The sequence below is a fragment of the Bacillus sp. HMA207 genome, assembly GCF_003402455.1.
Taxonomy (GTDB): Bacteria; Bacillota; Bacilli; order Bacillales; family Bacillaceae_G; genus Bacillus_A; species Bacillus_A cereus.
The window spans coordinates 973,631-994,137 of sequence record NZ_BEZT01000001.1 but is presented as its reverse complement, the minus strand read 5'-3'; the positions used below and the strand labels follow the sequence as shown (position 1 = coordinate 994,137).

The following is a 20,507-nucleotide window of genomic DNA, read 5'->3' as shown; positions in this document are numbered from 1 at the left end:
TAAAACCCCTCACCTCGAGTTAGGTGAGGGATTTTATTCTACGAGCTCTATTTCATTATAAGTTTCACTTTATTTTACAAGAAAAACTTACGAATGTCATTCCAAGTTACAACTAACATAAGTAACATTAATAATGCAAAACCAATAAAGTGAACCATTCCTTCTTTTTGGCGATCAATTGGTTTCCCTCGTAACGCTTCAATTAAGAAGAAGAATAAACGGCCACCATCTAAAGCAGGAACTGGTAATAAATTAAATAAACCAAGATTAATGCTTAGAACTGCAGCTAAACTTAGTACACGCGTAAACCCATAATCTACAACTTGATCTGTTAGATTATAAATTCCTACTGGACCTGATAACTCATTAATAGAAAATTGACCAGTTACTAATTTAACAAGAGATTCAAAAATTAGTTTCGTCCATTGGTACGTTTGTTCAAATCCTGATTTAATAGAACCCATTACTGTTTTCTCTACAGGAGAATACACACCGATTCTACCAACTTCGTCTTTTCCTTCTTTATCGAGTGTTGGCGTTACTTTCACATTAAACTGTTCATTATCACGCTTTACTTGTAACGTAATTTCTTTATTTGGGTTTTCACGTACAATAGTAACAACATCTTTCCATGTACTTGTGTTTTTCCCATCAATAGCTTGAATTGTATCATTCTCTTTCAATCCAGCTTGCTGTGCTGCACTGTTATCCATCACTTTTCCGACCATTGGTTTGTCAATAGGAACCCCTTGTACAAATCCAAGAATCACAAAAATAACAAATGCTAAAATGAAGTTCATTGCAGGACCCGCAAAGATTGTTAAAGCGCGTTGCCCTAGTTTTTTCGAGCCAAATTGTCTATTATACGGAGCAATTTGAATTTCTTCCCCCGCAGTAATAATACGAGCCTTTTCATTCACTCGGAATGTTTGAAGCTCTTCCTCGTACTCTTCATAGCCCGAAATTGTTAAATTATGCTCCAAATCAGCTTGTTCGACTTCAATAACACGAACATTTGGATACTTTTCATATCCATCAAAAACTAATTTCACAACTTCGTCTTTTTCATTTAATACAAGGCCAACCTTTTTCCCAGGCTTTAACTCAACTGTGTCCGCATCCTCGCCGGCCATTCTTACATAGCCACCAAGGGGCAGTAATCGAATCGTATACACCGTTTCATTCTTTTCAAATGAGAATATTTTCGGACCAAAACCAATCGCAAACTCGCGGCATAAAATACCTGCTCTTTTTGCGAAATATAGATGCCCTAGCTCATGGAAAAATACGAGTGCACCGAAAATTAATATAAAGGCAATCGCTGTATTCAATTCCATAACCACCTTTGCTAAATTTGTTCCATCACAAACCGTCTTGTGGCCGCATCAATTTCCAAAATTTCCTCTAAGCTCGGTCGTGCAATGACATTGTGATGGTTCATTGCTTTTTCAATGAGGTCTTCCACTGTTAAGAAACCAATTCTCTTTTGTAAAAAGGCTTCAACAGCTACTTCATTCGCTGCGTTCATTACAGCTGGCATACTTCCACCTGCTTTTCCAGCTTCATACGCAAAACGTAAACAACGGAATCGTTCTTGGTCCATTTTCTCAAAATGCAACGTCCCTATTTCCCATAAGTTTAACTGTTTTGTGTCTGAAAGAGGCAATCTATCAGGATATGTAAGTGCGTATTGAATTGGTACTCGCATATCAGGTGAACCAAGCTGCGCCATTACACTACGATCTTCAAATTCAACCATAGAATGGATAATACTTTCTTTATGTAAAACAACATCGATTTGCTCATAAGGGATACCAAAAAGCCAATGTGCTTCAATTACTTCTAGTCCCTTATTCATCATTGTAGCAGAATCAATTGTAATTTTCGAACCCATTGACCAGTTTGGATGTCGAAGCGCATCTTCTACGGTCACATGATGCAATTCATCCCTCGTTTTATCACGGAAACTTCCACCAGAAGCCGTTATAATAAGACGAGAAATTCTTTTTTCATTTTCACCATTCAAGCACTGAAAAATAGCCGAATGTTCACTATCTACTGGAAGTAACGAAACATTATGTTTTCGTGCTGCTTCCATTACAAGATGTCCTGCAGTTACTAACGTTTCTTTATTTGCAATTCCAATTGTTTTTTTCGCCTCAATTGCACGAAGTGTTGGTAACAACCCTACGCTACCTACAACAGCATTTACTACAATCTCCGCATCTGGATGTAATGCTACTTCTAAAAGTCCTTCACTACCATATACAATTTTTGTATTACCAGAAACAGATTGTAATTTTAAAACATCTTCCTCTCTTTGCACAGAGACGATTTGCGGAGAAAATTCTTGAATTACCTTTACTGCGTAGTCAATATTTTTCCCTACAGAAAAAGCAACGAGACGGAATTGGTCTGGGTGCGAGCGTAATACATCTAAAGTTTGTGTACCAATTGATCCGCTTGCACCTAATAAACTAATGTTTTTCATGACTCCAACCCCTCGTTCATTTATTAATTGTATTGTAATAAGAAGTAGAGAATTGGTAAAACGAATAACCAACTATCTGTTCGGTCTAATATACCACCATGCCCAGGTAAAATTGTACCTGAATCTTTTACGCCATAATGACGTTTAAAAGCAGATTGTACTAAATCACCAATTTGTCCAAAAATAGAAATGATAATTGTCAGCACAATTAAAATTACTACATTCGATTCGACTGGGAAGAACACGTTGTAAACAAGTGCCACAATAATTCCACAAACGATGCCGCCTAATGAACCTTCAATCGTTTTATTTGGACTAATTTCTGGCCACAATTTTCTCTTGCCCAATGCTTTTCCTACGAAATATGCGCCTGAATCAGTAGCCCATATAACAAATAATGCGCAAAATACATATTTAATTCCTAATATTCTCGTTTCATTTAAATATAAGAATCCCATTGCCACATATGTCGTTGCCATCAGTAAAAATGAAGCATTATCAAAAGTAAATGTATTCTTAGAAAGGACTGTATATGATAAAAGTAATAAAACAATCACAAATGTGATTTCCAATTTACCTAATCCAATCCATGTAAACAGTTTTGATGCACTACTTGGAATTAAAAGAATCCACAATAATACTGCAGCTAAAACTGTCGGTACTGAAATAAGCGTAAGCTTATTCATACGAATTAATTCATATAAACCTATAGAAGCAAGTGCATACACTAAAACCGTAAAAGGCACGCCACCGTATATTACGATGGGAATGAATAGCGCGGCAGCAACCACTCCAGTAATAATTCTCTGTTTCACTACCAAACCCTCTCTTTCTACACGCCTCCGAATCTGCGCCCTCTATGTTGAAAGTCAGTAATCGCATTTAGCAAATGTTCTTCTTTGAAGTCTGGCCAATACACGTCTGTAAACCAAAACTCCGAATATGCAATTTGCCATAACATGAAATTACTAATACGTAGCTCTCCGCTTGTTCGGATTAACAACTCTGGATCAGGTAAAGAACTCGTCATTAAGTAGGAGGAAAGCATTTCTTCACTTACCTCTTCAGAACGAATTTTTCCTTCCTCATTATCTTTCATCATATGTTGCACAGCAGAAACGATTTCATCTCGACTTCCATAGTTTAACGCGAAATTAAGAATTAATCCCGTATTCTCTTTCGTATCTTCCATGGCTTTCTCCATCGCTCTGCGTGTATGCGTAGGAAGACGATCTTTTTGCCCTATTACTCGGACTTGTACGTTTTCTTCAATCAATTCTGGTAAAAATGTACCTAGAAATTCTTCTGGAAGCTTCATTAAATAATCAACTTCCTTTTTCGGTCTTTTCCAGTTCTCAGTTGAAAAAGCATAGAGAGTTAACACTTTCACATTAAGTTTACTTGCAAATTTTGTAATTTTCTTTACAACTTGCATACCTTCATGATGTCCCGCAATACGAGGCATTGCTCTCCTCTTTGCCCATCTTCCATTCCCATCCATAATGATGGCAATATGTTCTGGGATATATCCTTTTTTCACTTCTTCAACGAGATGATCAAACGATGTGTCCTTTTTACCTTTAAAAAAAGGAAAGTTTTTAAACATCATTCATACCCTCCAGCAAGCAGACGTATGCCTAAAAGTGTAAAAAGACCCCCTTAAGAAGAGGGTCATATTTGCGAAGTTATCGCTATTACACTTCCATGATTTCTTTTTCTTTGTTTTTTGCGATTTCGTCAACTTTTGCAATATATTTATCTGTTTCTTTTTGGATATCTTCAGTATATCCTCTTAAATCATCTTCTGTAATCTCGCCAGCTTTTTCAAGCTTCTTAAGATCATCATTTCCGTCACGACGTACGTTACGAACAGCAACTTTTGCTTCTTCAGCATATTTTTTCACAACTTTTACAAGATCACGACGACGCTCTTCTGTTAGTGCAGGAAATGCAATACGAATTACAGTTCCATCATTAGAAGGGTTTAAGCCTAAATCTGCTTTTAAAATTGCTTTTTCAATATCACCGATAGAAGTTTTATCATAAGGTTGAATTACTAGTAAACGTGCTTCTGGAACTGTAATGTTCGCTAATTGCACAACTGGTGTTGGTGCACCGTAGTAATCAACTTGTACCTTATCTAATACAGACGCGTTTGCACGGCCAGCACGAACTGTTGCTAATTCACGAGAATAAGCAGCAACTGCTTTTTCCATTTTTTCATTTGAAGACTTCAATACTTGTTGTCCCATATTTATTTCCCCCTTACCACTGTTCCGATATTTTCGCCTAAAACGGCACGTTTAATATTACCTTTTTCCATAACTGAGAATACAATTAATGGAATATCATTATCCATACATAGAGAAGAAGCTGTAGAATCCATTACACCTAAACCTTCTTTTAATACATCTAAGTAAGTAAGCGTTTCGTATTTTGTAGCTGTTGGATCAATAGATGGATCCGCATTATATACACCATCTACATTGTTTTTCGCCATTAAAATTACATCTGCTTCAATTTCTGCCGCACGTAATGCTGCTGTTGTATCTGTAGAGAAGTATGGGTTACCTGTACCTGCTGCAAAGATAACAACACGTTTTTTCTCTAAGTGACGAACTGCTTTACGACGAATGTAAGGTTCTGCAACTTGACGCATCTCAATTGAAGTTTGTACACGAGTTTGAATTCCGATATTCTCCAAGCTATCTTGAAGAGCTAATGAATTCATAACTGTCGCTAACATGCCCATGTAATCTGCCCCTGCACGATCCATGCCCATTTCACTTCCAATTTTTCCACGCCAAATGTTACCGCCACCAACAACAACAGCAACCTCTACATCAAGTTCTGCAATTTCTTTTACTTGTTCCGCAACTGACTTAATAACAGTTGGGTTAATTCCAAATCCTTGCTCTCCAGCTAAAGCTTCTCCACTTAGCTTTAAAACGACACGATTATATTTCGGTTTACTCATAATGAACCTCCAATTGCTTACATCTTTATTTTAAAAAAGGGAACACAATGTGTTCCCTAATCTGTATTAGTTACTACCTTTTACTTGGTTCATTACTTCTTCAGCAAAGTTGTCTTCGCGTTTTTCGATACCTTCACCAACAGCGTAGCGAACGAATCCTTTTAATGTTCCGCCTTTAGACTCAACGAATTGACGAACTTTCATATCAGGGTTTTTAACGAATGCTTGGTCAAGTAAGCAAATCTCTTCGAAGAATTTGCCTAGACGGCCTTCAACCATTTTCGCAACGATTTTCTCAGGCTTGCCTTCGTTTAATGCTTGTTGTGTTAATACTTGACGCTCATGCTCAACTTCTTCAGCTGTTACAGCATCGCGGTCGATGTATTTAGGGTTAACTGCAGCGATGTGCATTGCAACATCTTTAGCAGCAGCTTCATCAGTAGAACCTTCAAGAACTGTTAATACACCAATGCGTCCACCCATGTGTAGGTAAGCGCCGAATGCATCTGCATCAGTTTTTGATACGATTTCGAAACGACGAAGTGTAAGTTTTTCACCAATTTTAGCGATTGCTTCGTTGATGTGCTCTTCAACTTTTTTACCGTTTTCCATTGTTTGAGCCATAGCTTCTTCAACGTTAGCTGGTTTGTTAGTTAATAAGTGAGCAGCTAATTCTTTAATTAGTGTTTGGAAACCTTCGTTTTTCGCAACGAAATCAGTTTCAGAGTTTAATTCTAAGATTAAAGCGTCGTTACCGTTTGTTTCGATGAAAGTTAAACCTTCAGCAGCAATGCGGTCTGCTTTTTTAGCAGCTTTCGCAATACCTTTTTCACGTAAGAAGTCAATTGCCTTCTCCATGTCGCCGTTAGTTTCTGTTAAAGCTTTTTTGCAGTCCATCATACCTGCGCCAGTTTTTTCACGTAATTCTTTTACCATTTGAGCAGTGATTGCCATACTTTTCATCCTCCTAAAATATGTATTTATACCTTTTATAAAGGTGTTTATACCTTAAAAAAGGTGATAAAAGGCCGAACCCCTTATCACCTTTCCAACTTTGTTACGCAGTAACAGTTTCTTCACCTTGTTTTGCTTCAAGGATCGCGTCTGCCATTTTAGATGTAAGAAGTTTTACAGCACGAATTGCATCATCGTTTGCTGGGATAACGTGATCGATTTCGTCTGGATCACAGTTTGTATCAACGATACCGATGATTGGAATGTGTAATTTGCGTGCTTCAGCAACTGCAATACGCTCTTTACGAGGGTCTACTACGAATAATGCACTTGGAAGACCTTTCATATCTTTAATACCGCCTAAGAATTTCTCAAGACGCTCTAACTCTTTTTTAAGTTGAACAACTTCTTTCTTAGGAAGTACTTCGAAAGTACCATCTTCTTGCATTCTTTCGATGTCTTTAAGACGCTTGATACGCTTTTGGATTGTTTGGAAGTTTGTTAAAGTTCCACCTAACCAACGTTGGTTAACGAAGTACATACCAGCACGAGTTGCTTCTTCTTTAATAGCTTCTTGTGCTTGTTTTTTAGTACCTACGAATAAGATGTCTCCGCCTTCAGCAGCGATGTCGCGCATCGTTCTGTAAGCTTCCTCAACTTTTTTCACAGTTTTTTGTAAGTCGATGATGTAGATACCGTTACGCTCTGTGAAAATGTAACGCTTCATTTTTGGGTTCCAACGACGAGTTTGATGTCCGAAATGAACACCAGCTTCAAGCAATTGCTTCATAGAAATTACTGACATAATATAGTTCCTCCTAAATGGTTTTTGATATCCTCCGTTTACTTCATCTCTAAGCGAAACTACAAACGTAGCACCAACACTTAAATCAGTAAACGTGTGTACTTTGTACTGACACCACTGCTTACTATATCATACTGAAATATTACAATCAAGTCGAAAATGCGAACAATGTAAAACTTTCTTTGTTCATACTCGAATTCTAGTATTACCAACCTTCTTTTCTTTTAAGCAAAAAAGTAAATACAATTAATAGTTTTCCCAGAAAAAACGCTTATGACACTTTTCACAAGCATCTTCTATCCATTGCACAAAAAAACTCTCCTCAATTGAGGAGAGTTTTTTATAAATTAGTTTGTTTTTAATTTAGCAAGTTCTTGTAGAAACTTGTCGTTTAGCACTTTAATGTATGTTCCTTTCATACCTAAAGAGCGAGACTCAATAACACCAGCACTTTCTAATTTACGTAGTGCATTTACGATTACAGAGCGAGTAATTCCTACGCGATCAGCAATTTTACTTGCAACAAGTAAACCTTCTGTTCCATTTAATTCTTCGAAGATATGCTCAATTGCTTCTAACTCACTGTAAGATAATGAGCTGATTGCCATTTGAACAACAGCTTTACTACGCGCTTCCTCTTCGATTTCTTCTGCTTTTTCACGTAAGATTTCCATACCTACAACAGTTGAGCTGTACTCAGCAAGGATTAAATCATCATCTAAGAACTCTTGACCAAGACGAGCTAATACTAATGTACCTAGACGCTCACCGCCACCAACGATTGGTACGATTGTAGTTAAACCTTGACCGAATAATTCTCTGTTTTCTACTGGGAATGCTGTGTAAGCACTGTTCACATCTAAGTTTGAAGATGTTTCTGTAATGTTGAATAAGCTTTGTGTATATTCTTCTGGGAATTGACGTTCTGCAAGCATTTGCTTCATGCGTTCGTTTTCGATTTGTTGGTGAATTGCATAACCTAGTAATTTACCACGACGGCTAACTACGAATACGTTTGCTTCGATTACTTCACACATTGTGTCAGACATTTCTCTAAAGTTTACAGGCTTCCCTGCTGCGCTCTGTAATAACGCATTTAATTTTCTCGTTTTTGCTAATAATTCCATTTCAAAAGTTCCTCCTACATGTTACTCACATATTTTTTCATCACTTGGAAACTAGGGCGAGTCACCTGATGACACTATTACAAAATAAACTGGCTCACATCTTTATTTTTAGCAATTGTTGCTAATTTCTCCTCAACGTATTGAGGTGTTATCGTTATTTTCTCTAACGTAATTTCAGATGCTTCAAACGATAAATCTTCAAGGAGCTTCTCCATAATCGTATGAAGTCTTCTTGCTCCAATATTATCTGTATCCTGATTAACTTGATAAGCAATCTCAGCAATCTTACGAATAGCTTCGTCTGAAAATTCAATTTCTATACCTTCAGTCGCTAATAATGCCATATATTGTTTAATTAACGCATTGTCAGGCTCGATTAATATTTTAACAAAATCGTCTGTCGATAATTTTGTTAATTCTACTCGAATCGGAAATCTCCCTTGCAATTCCGGAATTAAATCCGACGGTTTAGACATATGGAACGCTCCAGCTGCAACGAATAAAATATAATCCGTTTTTACTGATCCGTATTTTGTCGCAACATTCGACCCTTCTACAATTGGCAGAATGTCACGTTGCACACCTTCACGTGATACATCTACGCTATTCGACTGCTTACCAGCAATTTTGTCAATTTCATCGATAAAAATAATCCCGAGCTGTTCAGCACGATAAACAGCCTCTTGTGTAACTTCATCCATATCAATTAAGCGCTGTGCCTCTTCATTTGTCAAGAGTTTTCTTGCTTCTTTTACAGAAAGTTTACGTTTTTTCGTTTTTTTCGGCATAAAACTTCCTAGCGCATCTTGGAAATTCATTCCCATTTGTTCCATGCCAGTTCCTTGTAACATATCAAACATGGAAGACTGTTGTTCAGTCACTTCAATCGATACAATTTCTTCTTCAAGAAGCCCTGCAGCAAGCTTTCTCTCTACATCTTGACGTTTCTTTTCGATTTCAACATCTTCTTGTGTATCAGACGTTTGATTCGAATTTTGAGCGCCTCCAAAAAGCATCTCTAATGGATTTTTGAATCCAGATTGCTTCTCCGGACTCGGCACTAAAATTTCAACAAGACGTTGATTCGCTTGCTCTTCTGCTTTATCTTGAACTTTCACTACCATTTCTTCTTTTACGATACGAACCGATGTTTCCACCAAGTCACGTACCATCGACTCTACATCTCTACCCACATATCCAACTTCTGTGAATTTTGTAGCCTCAACCTTAATAAAAGGTGCTCCAACGAGTTTCGCCATTCGTCGTGCTACCTCTGTTTTCCCAACACCTGTCGGTCCAATCATTAAAATATTTTTAGGTGCAATTTCGTCACGTAAATTTTCAGCTAATTTACTGCGGCGATATCGATTTCTCAACGCTACAGCAACCGCTTTCTTTGCGTCTTTTTGACCGATGATGTATTGATCTAATTTTTCCACAATTTGGCGCGGAGTAAAATGTAAATGCATATAAAATGCCTCCCTTACGATTCTACAATTCTTCAACAATTATGTTGTGATTCGTATAAACACAAATATCGCCAGCAATCTCTAAACTCGCTTTCGCAATTTGCTTCGCTGTTAAGTGTTCACTTGCATATTGCTTTAAAGCACGACCTGCAGAAAGTGCATAATTCCCACCAGATCCAATTGCTAAAATACCATCATCCGGTTCAATCACTTCTCCTGTACCTGAAACAAGGAGCATAGTTGTTTTATCCATGACAATGAGCATCGCTTCTAGCTGACGTAACATTTTATCGCCACGCCATTGTTTTGCCATTTCAACAGCAGCACGCTGCAAGTTGCCATTATACTCTTCTAATTTCCCTTCAAACATTTCAAAAAGAGTAAATGCGTCAGCAACTGATCCTGCGAAACCAGCTAAAACTTTACCTTGGAAAAGTTTACGAACTTTACGAGCTGTATGTTTCATTACAACAGCATTTCCCATTGTCACTTGGCCATCTCCAGCCATTGCACATTCTCCATTATGATGAACTGCAAATATCGTTGTAGCGTGGAAATTTCCCATAGAAAAAACTCCTTTATTTGTTTTTATAGCTTTTAAAGCAATTTATGCCCGCGGGTGATGCTTCATGTAAACAGAACGCAATCTTTCTTTAGAGACATGCGTATAAATTTGTGTCGTCGACAAATTTTCATGGCCTAATAGCTCCTGTACAGTACGTAAATCCGCCCCTTCATCTAGCATATGTGTAGCAAATGTATGCCTTAACATATGGGGACTTATCCGCATTGTCAGCGAAGCCTTTTTAATGAGTTCATTTAAAACATAACGAACCCCACGACTTGTTAGCGGTGTACCTTTCGCATTTAAAAATACCATATGAGAATCTTCGTCAGTCTTATTAACTAACTGTTTTCTCCCATTCTCTATATAAGTAATTAAAGAATCTTGCGCATAGCTTCCGAACGGAATATACCTTTGTTTTTTTCCTTTTCCCATTACTAAAATTGTTCCCACCGCAAAGTCAATATCGGTAAGTTGTAAATTGACACATTCACTCACACGGATCCCAGTCGCATACATCAACTCTAATAAAGCTTGATTCCTTTGGCCTAATGGCGTTTCCGTGTCAGAAACTTCAAATAATTCCTCTAACTCTTCAGCATATAAAAACTTTGGGATTGACAATTCTTTTTTGGGGAGTGACGCAAGTGCAAACGGATTATCCTTTCGATAACCTTCACGCATCAAAAAACGATATAAACTTCGTAAGCTTGATACTTTTCTTGCGACAGATTTACGGGCTAACTTTTCATCGTGCAACGTCGTTAAGTACAAACGAACATCCGCGTATGTAACGTCTAAAAAAGAGGATATGCCTTCTCGTTCCATAAATTGCACAAAATGTTCTAAATCATTTTGATAACTTGCAATTGTATATTTTGAATAATTTCTTTCAATTTGTAAATATCCAACGAATAATTGTAACAATTTCTTCACATTCACACAACTCACCTCAATAAAGGCTACTAAATCGTATCACAACTTAGTAGCCTTTGCAAGAAATTTAACTAAATATTTACAAAATTTCGAATCGTTTCTAAAGCGCGTGCTGCGTACGCTTCATTTCGTTCTGCTTTCTTTTTAATCTTCTTCTCTAACGGTGCAAATAGACCGAAGTTCGCATTCATCGGCTGGAAGTTTTTAGCGTTCGTTGCCGTAATGTAATTTGCCATGCTACCCATCGCAGTTACTGGCGGTAATACAACTGGCTCTTCACCTTGCACAAGACGCGCAGCATTAATTCCTGCTAATAATCCTGATGCTGCTGATTCAACATATCCCTCTACTCCAGTCATTTGACCAGCGAAGAATAAATCATCACGTTGTTTATATTGATATGTTGGACGAAGCAAATTAGGTGAATTAATAAACGTATTACGATGCATTACACCATAACGTACAATCTCTGCATTTTCCAATCCCGGAATTAACTGTAGCACTTCTTTTTGCGGTCCCCACTTTAAATGAGTTTGGAAACCTACGATATTGTATAAAGTTCCCGCTGCATCATCTTGACGTAACTGAACAACAGCATATGGCGTTTTCCCTGTTTTTGGATCTTCCAATCCAACAGGTTTCATAGGTCCAAATACTAACGTCTGTCTCCCTCTACTTGCCATAACTTCTACTGGCATACAACCTTCAAAGAAAATTTCTTTTTCAAACTCTTTTAAAGGCACTGTCTCAGCAGCAATTAGAGCCTCATAAAAACGATCAAACTCTTCTTCTGTCATTGGGCAATTTAAATATGCAGCTTCACCTTTGTCATAACGCGATTTTAAATATACTTTATTCATGTCAATACTGTCTTTTTCTACGATTGGGGCTGCAGCATCATAGAAGTAGAAATAATCTTCTCCTGTTAATTCTTTCAATTTTGCAGAAAGATCAGGAGATGTTAATGGACCTGTAGCAATAATTGTCGGTCCCTCTGGAATATCTGTAATTTCTTCATTCATTACAGTTACATTTGGATGGTTCTTTACGTATTCTGTTACTTTAGCTGCGAACTCATGACGATCTACAGCTAAAGCACCTCCAGCTGGTACAGAGCACTCATCCGCCGCACGAATAATTACAGAATCCATTAAGCGCATTTCCTCTTTAATAACTCCAACTGCATTTGTTAAAGTGTTTGCACGAAGTGAGTTACTACATACTAATTCAGCGAATTTATCTGTGTGATGAGCTGGCGTTTGCCTTACCGGTCTCATTTCATATAATCTAACTTGGACACCACGTTTTGCAATTTGGTAAGCCGCTTCACTTCCTGCAAGACCTGCGCCAATGACGTTTACTACTTGTGTTGTCATTTATATCACCTTTCCTTTTCTTCCCGAAAAAAATGTGAGCAGTTACGCTCACATTTGTTGTTCTTCTTCATAATCGCACGAAATACATTGTACTTGCACGCCTTTTTTCAACTTTTTCTCTACAAGCATGCCTTCGCACTTCGGACACTTACGACCAATTGGCTTATCCCAAGATACAAAGTCGCATTCCGGATACGTACCGCACCCATAGAAAAGACGTTTCTTTTTATTACTACGGCGTTCAATAATTTGACCCTTATCACACTTTGGACAAGTAACACCGATTTCTTTCACAATCGGCTTTGTATTACGACAATCTGGGAAATTCGAGCAAGCCATAAATTTCCCGTATTTACCCATTTTAAAGACCATTGGGTGATTACATAATTCACAATCTTCCCCAGCTGGTTCATCTTTAATTTCCACTTCACGCATTTCTTTTTCCGCTTTTTCTAAACGCGGTTCAAAACCTACGTAGAAATCATCAACAATTTTTACCCAATTCGCATTTCCTTCTTCTACTTCATCAAGGCTTTGCTCCATATTGGCAGTAAATTCAATGTTAATAATTTCTGGGAAAAACTCTAAAATAAGTTCAATTACTATTTCACCAAGTTCAGTCGGAACGAAGCGTTTATTATCCAAACCTACATACCCACGCTTTTGAATTGTTTCAAGTGTAGGTACATATGTTGACGGTCTTCCAATTCCAAGTTCTTCAAGTGTTCTTACTAGGCGAGCCTCTGTATAGCGCGGAGGAGGTTGTGTAAAATGTTGCTTTGGTTCTAAATCCTTTGAAAATACAGTTTCCCCTACTTCTAAAGGTGGCAACATCTTATCCTTTTCTTCAGCACCATCATCTTTTGACTCTACATACACTTTCATAAATCCTGGGAACTTTACAACCGATCCACTTGCACGGAACTGAACATTGTTATTAATGAGTCTCGCTGTCACAGTATCCATTATAGCAGACGCCATTTGACTTGCAACAAATCGCTCCCAAATCAATTTATATAATCGAAGTTGATCACGACCTAAGAAACTTTTTAGTTCCTCTGGCTTTCTCATTACTGAAGTAGGACGAATTGCCTCATGCGCATCTTGTGCATTTGACTTTTTCGTTTCTTTCTTCTTTTCTGTTCCTATGTATTCCGTACCATACGCTTCAGTGATGTAAGTACGAGCCTCTGTTTGAGCTGTTTCTGAGATACGTGTTGAATCAGTTCTCATATACGTAATAAGACCTACAGTTCCTTGTTTTCCAAGATCTATCCCTTCATACAATTGCTGTGCAAGCATCATTGTTTTCTTTGCTCGCATGTTTAACTTACGTGCTGCTTCTTGTTGCAAGGAAGATGTTGTAAACGGTAATGCAGGATTACGTTTTCGCTCTTTGCGCGTTACATTTTCAACTGAAAACGCATTGTCTTTCATCTGTTCAATTATTTCATTCACTTGCGTTTCATTTGTTAATTGAACTTTTTCACCATCTACACCGTAAAAGCTTGCTTCAAATGTGTCTTTTCCTTTTACAAATTCTGTTTTAATTGTCCAGAATTCTTCAGGTTCAAAGTTTTGAATTTCCCTTTCACGCTCGATGATTAAACGAACTGCTACAGATTGTACACGTCCTGCACTTAATCCTTTTTTTACTTTCTTCCATAATAAAGGACTAATATTGTAACCAACAAGACGATCAAGTATACGTCTTGCTTGTTGTGCATCCACTAAATCCATATTAATTGCACGAGGATGTTTAAATGATTCTTTGATTGCATCTTTCGTAATCTCATTAAACACAACCCGACAATCTGATTCAACGTCCACATTTAACGTATTCGCTAAATGCCAAGCAATTGCTTCCCCTTCACGGTCTGGATCGGCCGCGAGATAGACTTTCTTTGCTTTTTTCGCCGCTGATTTTAAATCTTTTAAGACGGGACCTTTACCACGAATGGTAATATACTTCGGGGTGAAGTTGTTCTTTACTTCTATCCCCATTTGACTTTTTGGCAAATCGCGAACATGTCCCATAGACGCGACAACTTTGTATTTTTTCCCTAAATATTTCTCAATGGTCTTCGCCTTAGAAGGCGACTCCACGATTACGAGGTAATCTGACATGCTAGTGCCTCCTTAAGAGGTGGATTCAAGTCTTCATTAATCTTATTGATTTCTCTTGTTTTTGTCAATCAAGAATGAATATACCATACAGTGCCAATCTACCATTTGTCAATAATTGTTTAATAAAAACATAAAAATATAAGGTTAATTTAAAATCTCTTCCAAGATATCTTCTGCATTTCTTACTAGTTTTGCTCCTTGCTGAATAAGATGATTCGTTCCCGATGCCCCCTCTATAAATATAGGTCCAGGAAGCGCAAACACCTCTCTATTTTGCTCTAACGCAAGGTCTGCAGTAATAAGTGTTCCACTTCTCGATTTCGCTTCTACAACTAAAACACCTTTACTTATACCACTAATAATCCGGTTCCTTTTTGGAAAATACCACTTTTTCGGTGCATAGTGCGGCGGATACTCTGTCAATAACAATATATATTCCTTCCACATTTCATATAAATGTCTATTTTCTTTCGGATACATAAAAGACAATCCATGCCCTAATATCGCAATAGTCGGGCGATGATGCCTTACTGTAATCTCATGAGACATTGTATCTATCCCTTTTGCAAACCCACTGACAATAAGCCACTCTCTTTCTAATAAAGGGTGTAAAATAAACTTCAAACTCTCATGACCATATAATGATGGTTCTCTCGTTCCAACAACTGCTAATTTATTTACTTTATTCAGGAAATCTTTCTCTCCTTTTCCATATAAAACGAAGGGAGGGTCTTGTATTTCACGTAATAATTGCGGATAATCTTCATCCCATATCGTTATATAAAAAATACGATTTCTCTCTAAATAAGATATATATTGCGGAAGATTTGAACTTTGAAGAAATTTTACTAGTTCTGAAGATTTTTTCGAGGATATTCCAGTGTAGTGTTCCATTTGTTTTTCGTTAAATTTATATATGTTCTTTAATTCTGGATCGACATATAGTAGCCTCTCCATCGCCTTCCAATAATCTGCTAGCAAGTAATGAAGATGTAATAATCTCTCTCTTTTCATCTTGATTCTCCTTACCCATAATTTTTATTATGTAAACAGAAAAAAGTGTAAAAAGACACCCTCAAGTAAGAAGGTGTCTTTCAACAGATTAATAGTTTTTACAAGTCTCAAATAAACCTTTTTCTTTTAAAACAGAGATTAGCGTTTCTCCCATAACTGCTGGAGTTTCAGCTACTTTAATGCCACAAGCTTCCATTGTTTTAATCTTTTCAGCAGCAGTTCCTTTACCGCCAGAAATGATTGCACCAGCATGACCCATACGTTTGCCAGCAGGCGCTGTTTGACCACCAATGAAGCCTACAACAGGTTTTGTCATATTAGCTTTTACCCATTCAGCTGCCTCTTCTTCTGCTGTACCGCCGATTTCACCAATCATAATTACAGCATGTGTTTCTTCATCTTCATTAAATGCTTTTAACGCATCAATAAAGTCTGTACCGTTAACAGGGTCTCCGCCGATACCTACAGCAGTAGATTGGCCAATACCTTCTTGTGTTAACTGATGTACAGCTTCATAAGTTAATGTACCAGAGCGAGATACGATACCAACATGACCTTTTTTATGAATATATCCTGGCATAATACCAATCTTACATTCATCTGGTGTGATTACACCTGGGCAGTTTGGTCCAAGTAAACGTGTATGTTTACCCGCCATATATCTCTTTACGTTTACCATATCTAATACAGGAATCCCTTCAGTAATACATACTACTAAATCAATTTCTGCATCAACAGCTTCCATAATTGCATCTGCCGCAAAAGCGGGTGGAACGTATACAACTGAAGCGTTTGCGCCTGTTGCTTTCACTGCATCTTCTACTGTATCAAATACTGGTACACCTTCAATATCAGTGCCTCCCTTACCTGGTGTTACACCACCGACAATTTTCGTACCGTATTCAATCATTTGTTTTGTATGGAATAAACCTTGAGAACCTGTAATACCTTGAACAATAACTTTTGTATCTTTATTAACTAATACGCTCATTTTTCTCCCCCGCTTTCTATTAGCCCACTAGTGAAACAATTTTTTGTGCACCGTCTGCCATAGATTCTGCTGCAACAATATTTAAGCCAGACTCATTTAAAATTTTCTTACCTAGTTCTACGTTTGTGCCTTCAAGACGTACAACTAAAGGTAACTCAAGACCTACTTGTTTCGTTGCTTCAATAACACCTTCTGCAATAACATCACACTTCATAATGCCACCAAAAATGTTAACGAAGATACCTTTTACATTTTTGTCAGAAAGGATAATTTTGAATGCTTCTGTAACTTTTTCTGCAGTTGCACCGCCACCAACATCTAAGAAGTTAGCTGGGTCACCGTGGTAATGTTTAATGATATCCATTGTAGCCATCGCTAAACCTGCACCATTAACCATACAACCAATATTTCCATCTAAAGGAATGTAGTTTAAGTCGTATTTTGAAGCTTCAATTTCTTTTGAATCCTCTTCATCAAGATCACGAAGCTCTAAAATGTCTTTATGGCGATATAACGCATTAGAATCAAAGTTTAATTTTGCATCTAATGCCATAACTTTACCTTCGCCTGTTGTAACAAGTGGGTTAATCTCAGCGATAGAGCAATCTTTTTCGATAAACGCACGATATAAGCCCATCATAAACTTCACAGCTTGTCCTACAAGCTCTTTTGGAATATTGATGTTAAATGCAATTCGGCGCGCTTGGAAACCTTGCAAGCCTACTGCTGGATCAATATATTCTTTAAAGATTTTTTCAGGTGTTTTTTCTGCTACTTCTTCAATTTCTGTTCCGCCTTCTTCAGACGCCATTAAAACAACTTGAGAAGTTGCACGATCTAAAACTAGACCTACATAATATTCTTTTTTAATATCGCAACCTTCTTCGATAAGTAAGCGTTTTACTTCCTTACCTTCAGGACCTGTTTGATGTGTCACAAGTGTAGTTCCTAAAATGCTTTCTGCATATGTACGAACTTCATCTAAATTTTTTGCAACTTTTACTCCGCCAGCTTTGCCGCGTCCACCAGCGTGAATTTGTGCTTTCACTACACATACATCTGTTCCTAATTCTTTCGCTGCTTCTACAGCTTCTTCTACTGTAAATGCAACCTTCCCGTTCGGAACGCTAACCCCATAGCTTCTAAGGACTGCCTTACCTTGGTACTCATGGATATTCATGGTCCCATCCTCCCCTGTTTTCCTGTTTTACTCGAAAAGTTTTTTAATGTTTAAAAAACATTACATTGCCATTGTATAAGATGATTGGCACGCTGTCTACAATAAAGTGTCAGAAAACTGAAATCGCTTTATTCTTTTTCGAAAATAGTAATGTTTATATGCCAAAATAAAAAAATAAGCTGTATATTTACAGCTTATTTTTGAATCATATCTTTAATTGGTGCGAATGACTTGCGGTGTTCATCTAGTACTCCATGCACTTCAATTGCCTCTAAATGTTGCTTTGTGCCATATCCCATATGTTGCTCAAATCCATATTCAGGATACTTCTCTCCCAGTTCTTTCATCATACGATCTCTCGTTACTTTTGCTATAATGGATGCTGCTGAAATCGAAACACTTTTCGCATCACCTTTAATAATTGATGTTTGCGGAATTGGTGTAGGAAGCTTCATCGCATCAATTAATAAATGTTGGGGTGTACAAGATAAATTTGCAACTGCATCTAACATCGCTTGTTTCGTTGCTTGGTAAATATTAATATCATCAATAACTTGCGGTGATACAATTCCTACTCCAATTGCAATTGCTTGTACTTTTATTTCATCATAAAAACGCTCACGTTTCGCTTCACTCAACTTTTTCGAGTCATTTAACCCTGGAATATAAAAATCCTCAGGAAGAACGACAGCTGCCGTCACAACAGGCCCAGCCAATGGCCCACGCCCTACTTCATCAATACCCGCGATATATGTGACCCCTTTTTCACGCAAAGCATTTTCATACTTGGACATTTCAAAAAACTTCTCTTTTTCTTTCTGTTCTAACTCTTTTTGTTTATACCACTTCAAAACGAGCTTTTGAACACCTTTTCGATCATCTTTCATTAACAGTTGAAAGCGATCATCTTCTTCATTCATAATTTCTTTCAATACATTTTCCGCTTCTTTTATCGTCATAGTTTGCATTTATACAAGCTCCTTTTTAAACATATCCAAAAAGAAAAGACGCACAAACGCACGTCTTATACTTCTTCTATTTTTTCCACATCTTCCACTTGCTCTCCAAACTCTTCCGGTGTTTCAAACGTCATTTTTCCAAGTTTGCCACCACGAAGCTCACGAAGCACAAGCTCAGATGTCTTATCATAATCAATCATTCCGCCGCCCATTAAGCAGCCTCTATTTTTTCCAATTGCATCGAATAATTCCACAATATCTTCTGGAATCTCATTTAAATTATAGCGTTCTTTCAAGCGTTCTGGATAATGTTTCTCCATAAAACGTAATGCGTAAACAGCTACATCTTGTAAATTTAAAATTGAATCTTTAATTGCACCCGTTGTCGCTAAACGAAGACCCACTAATTGATCTTCAAATTTAGGCCACAGAATACCTGGTGTATCTAACAATTCCATTTCCTTCCCAACTTTAATCCATTGTTGAGCTGTTGTCACACCTGGACGATCTCCTGTTTTAGCAATATTTTTCTTTGCCAATTTATTAATCAATGTAGATTTACCAACATTTGGTATACCTACAATTAATGCACGAATCGCTCTCGGTCTAATACCTTTTGCAACCATTTTATCAAATTTTTCTTTAACAAGCACTTTACAAGCTGCTGCAATTTCCTTCATACCTTGTCCAGCTTGCGCGTTAATCGAAATTGCCATATGGCCTTTTTCTTTAAAATATGCGATCCATTGTTTTGTTAAACGATCATCCGCCATATCCGCTTTATTTAAAACAACAAGCCTTGGCTTATGTGTAATGATTTCATCAATCATTGGGTTTCGAGATGATAATGGTAATCGAGCATCTACAAGTTCAATTACAACATCAATTAATTTTAATTTCTCCGTTACTTGGCGTCTAGCCTTCGCCATATGCCCTGGAAACCATTGAATTACCATGTTGCCACCTTCTTTTTCATTTATTTCACAATACGTGCGTCTTCTAACGGCCAATATAACATATTAGCTTTACCAATTACTTGATCCATTGAAATCGTACCGATTGAACGGCTATCTTTACTAAAACGACGATTATCACCTAAAACAAATAATTGATCTTTTGGAACGGTTTTCTTGCCTGTCATTTCTTCAAGATTAAAATCATATGTAAGCGGTCCATCAGCAATTTGCTTTTTCTGCTTGTCTAAATACGGCTCCTCATAAGCCTTTCCGTTAACATACAGTTTATCATTACGATACTCTATTTCATCGCCTGGCAGGCCTATAATGCGCTTAATGTAATCTTTATCTTCTGTTGCTCGAAATACGATAATATCAAAGCGTTTTGGATCTCCAATGTGATAACCAATTTTATTCACAATCATTCGATCACGATCATGTAAAGTAGGTGCCATCGATACCCCGTCTACGAGAATTGGCGCAAAGAAAAACTGTCTAATAACACCAGCTAATACAACAGCAATCAAAATTGCTTTAATCCATTCCCAAAGTGAACTCTTCTCTTTTTTCATGCATTTCC

Annotated in this window: 20 protein-coding genes; all 20 read right to left on the bottom strand. The window is 37.4% G+C overall.

Translation table 11 applies throughout. The features are described from left to right. Positions 1-74: 74 nt before the first annotated feature. The 20 genes from rseP to lepB all read right to left on the bottom strand — a co-directional run bounded on the left by rseP (position 75) and on the right by lepB (position 20,499). Positions 75-1,331: an RIP metalloprotease RseP gene (gene rseP / locus HMAS_RS05445; RefSeq protein ID WP_001090243.1), complete on the bottom strand. Its 1,257-nt coding sequence runs from the start codon at positions 1,329-1,331 to the stop codon at positions 75-77. A gap of 17 nt (positions 1,332-1,348) precedes the next feature. Continuing rightward, complete coding sequence (gene dxr / locus HMAS_RS05440) at positions 1,349-2,491, bottom strand: 1-deoxy-D-xylulose-5-phosphate reductoisomerase (RefSeq protein WP_000790373.1); 1,143 nt, start codon at positions 2,489-2,491, stop codon at positions 1,349-1,351. A gap of 23 nt (positions 2,492-2,514) precedes the next feature. Continuing rightward, a complete protein-coding gene (gene cdsA, locus HMAS_RS05435) occupies positions 2,515-3,306 on the bottom strand; it encodes a phosphatidate cytidylyltransferase (RefSeq protein WP_000813594.1) in 792 nt (263 codons plus the stop codon). A 17-nt stretch (positions 3,307-3,323) separates the two neighbouring features. Beyond that, a complete protein-coding gene (gene uppS / locus HMAS_RS05430) occupies positions 3,324-4,100 on the bottom strand; it encodes an isoprenyl transferase (RefSeq protein ID WP_000971296.1) in 777 nt (258 codons plus the stop codon). 85 nt (positions 4,101-4,185) lie between these two features. After that, the gene (gene frr, locus HMAS_RS05425) at positions 4,186-4,743 is read right to left on the bottom strand and encodes a ribosome recycling factor (protein ID WP_000531501.1); all 558 of its coding nucleotides are present in this window, start codon (positions 4,741-4,743) and stop codon (positions 4,186-4,188) included. A 2-nt stretch (positions 4,744-4,745) separates the two neighbouring features. Then, entirely contained in the window at positions 4,746-5,468 is a 723-nt protein-coding gene (pyrH, locus tag HMAS_RS05420) for a UMP kinase (RefSeq protein WP_000042668.1), read from the bottom strand. A 66-nt stretch (positions 5,469-5,534) separates the two neighbouring features. Further along, a complete protein-coding gene (tsf, locus tag HMAS_RS05415) occupies positions 5,535-6,422 on the bottom strand; it encodes a translation elongation factor Ts (RefSeq protein WP_001018578.1) in 888 nt (295 codons plus the stop codon). Positions 6,423-6,525: 103 nt separating this feature from the next. Next, positions 6,526-7,227, bottom strand: a complete 702-nt coding sequence (rpsB, locus tag HMAS_RS05410) for a 30S ribosomal protein S2 (protein ID WP_000111485.1) — start codon at positions 7,225-7,227, stop codon at positions 6,526-6,528. 347 nt (positions 7,228-7,574) lie between these two features. Beyond that, positions 7,575-8,354 (bottom strand): GTP-sensing pleiotropic transcriptional regulator CodY, encoded by a 780-nt coding sequence (gene codY / locus HMAS_RS05405; protein ID WP_000421290.1) that lies wholly within the window; start codon positions 8,352-8,354, stop codon positions 7,575-7,577. Positions 8,355-8,431: 77 nt separating this feature from the next. Further along, positions 8,432-9,823: an ATP-dependent protease ATPase subunit HslU gene (gene hslU, locus HMAS_RS05400; protein WP_000550078.1), complete on the bottom strand. Its 1,392-nt coding sequence runs from the start codon at positions 9,821-9,823 to the stop codon at positions 8,432-8,434. Positions 9,824-9,845: 22 nt separating this feature from the next. After that, positions 9,846-10,388: an ATP-dependent protease proteolytic subunit HslV gene (hslV, locus tag HMAS_RS05395; RefSeq protein WP_000526272.1), complete on the bottom strand. Its 543-nt coding sequence runs from the start codon at positions 10,386-10,388 to the stop codon at positions 9,846-9,848. A 42-nt stretch (positions 10,389-10,430) separates the two neighbouring features. Then, positions 10,431-11,330 carry a tyrosine recombinase XerC gene (gene xerC, locus HMAS_RS05390; RefSeq protein WP_001101243.1) on the bottom strand — a complete coding sequence of 300 codons (900 nt, stop codon included), beginning with the start codon at positions 11,328-11,330 and terminating at the stop codon, positions 10,431-10,433. Positions 11,331-11,395: 65 nt separating this feature from the next. Beyond that, on the bottom strand, positions 11,396-12,700 hold the full coding sequence (gene trmFO, locus HMAS_RS05385; RefSeq protein WP_000213002.1) for an FADH(2)-oxidizing methylenetetrahydrofolate--tRNA-(uracil(54)-C(5))-methyltransferase TrmFO: 1,305 nt from the start codon (positions 12,698-12,700) through the stop codon (positions 11,396-11,398). 48 nt (positions 12,701-12,748) lie between these two features. Further along, positions 12,749-14,827, bottom strand: a complete 2,079-nt coding sequence (gene topA / locus HMAS_RS05380) for a type I DNA topoisomerase (protein ID WP_001286963.1) — start codon at positions 14,825-14,827, stop codon at positions 12,749-12,751. Between the two features lie 144 nt (positions 14,828-14,971). After that, complete coding sequence (gene dprA, locus HMAS_RS05375; protein WP_000818043.1) at positions 14,972-15,841, bottom strand: DNA-processing protein DprA; 870 nt, start codon at positions 15,839-15,841, stop codon at positions 14,972-14,974. 88 nt (positions 15,842-15,929) lie between these two features. Then, on the bottom strand, positions 15,930-16,832 hold the full coding sequence (gene sucD / locus HMAS_RS05370) for a succinate--CoA ligase subunit alpha (protein WP_000115178.1): 903 nt from the start codon (positions 16,830-16,832) through the stop codon (positions 15,930-15,932). A gap of 19 nt (positions 16,833-16,851) precedes the next feature. Beyond that, positions 16,852-18,012 carry an ADP-forming succinate--CoA ligase subunit beta gene (sucC, locus tag HMAS_RS05365; protein ID WP_001020791.1) on the bottom strand — a complete coding sequence of 387 codons (1,161 nt, stop codon included), beginning with the start codon at positions 18,010-18,012 and terminating at the stop codon, positions 16,852-16,854. Positions 18,013-18,206: 194 nt separating this feature from the next. After that, positions 18,207-18,980, bottom strand: coding sequence for a ribonuclease HII (locus HMAS_RS05360; protein WP_001194265.1), 774 nt, complete (start codon positions 18,978-18,980; stop codon positions 18,207-18,209). 56 nt (positions 18,981-19,036) lie between these two features. Continuing rightward, positions 19,037-19,927, bottom strand: coding sequence for a ribosome biogenesis GTPase YlqF (gene ylqF / locus HMAS_RS05355; protein WP_000236704.1), 891 nt, complete (start codon positions 19,925-19,927; stop codon positions 19,037-19,039). A gap of 20 nt (positions 19,928-19,947) precedes the next feature. Beyond that, positions 19,948-20,499, bottom strand: a complete 552-nt coding sequence (gene lepB, locus HMAS_RS05350) for a signal peptidase I (RefSeq protein ID WP_000711853.1) — start codon at positions 20,497-20,499, stop codon at positions 19,948-19,950. Positions 20,500-20,507 lie beyond the last annotated feature (8 nt).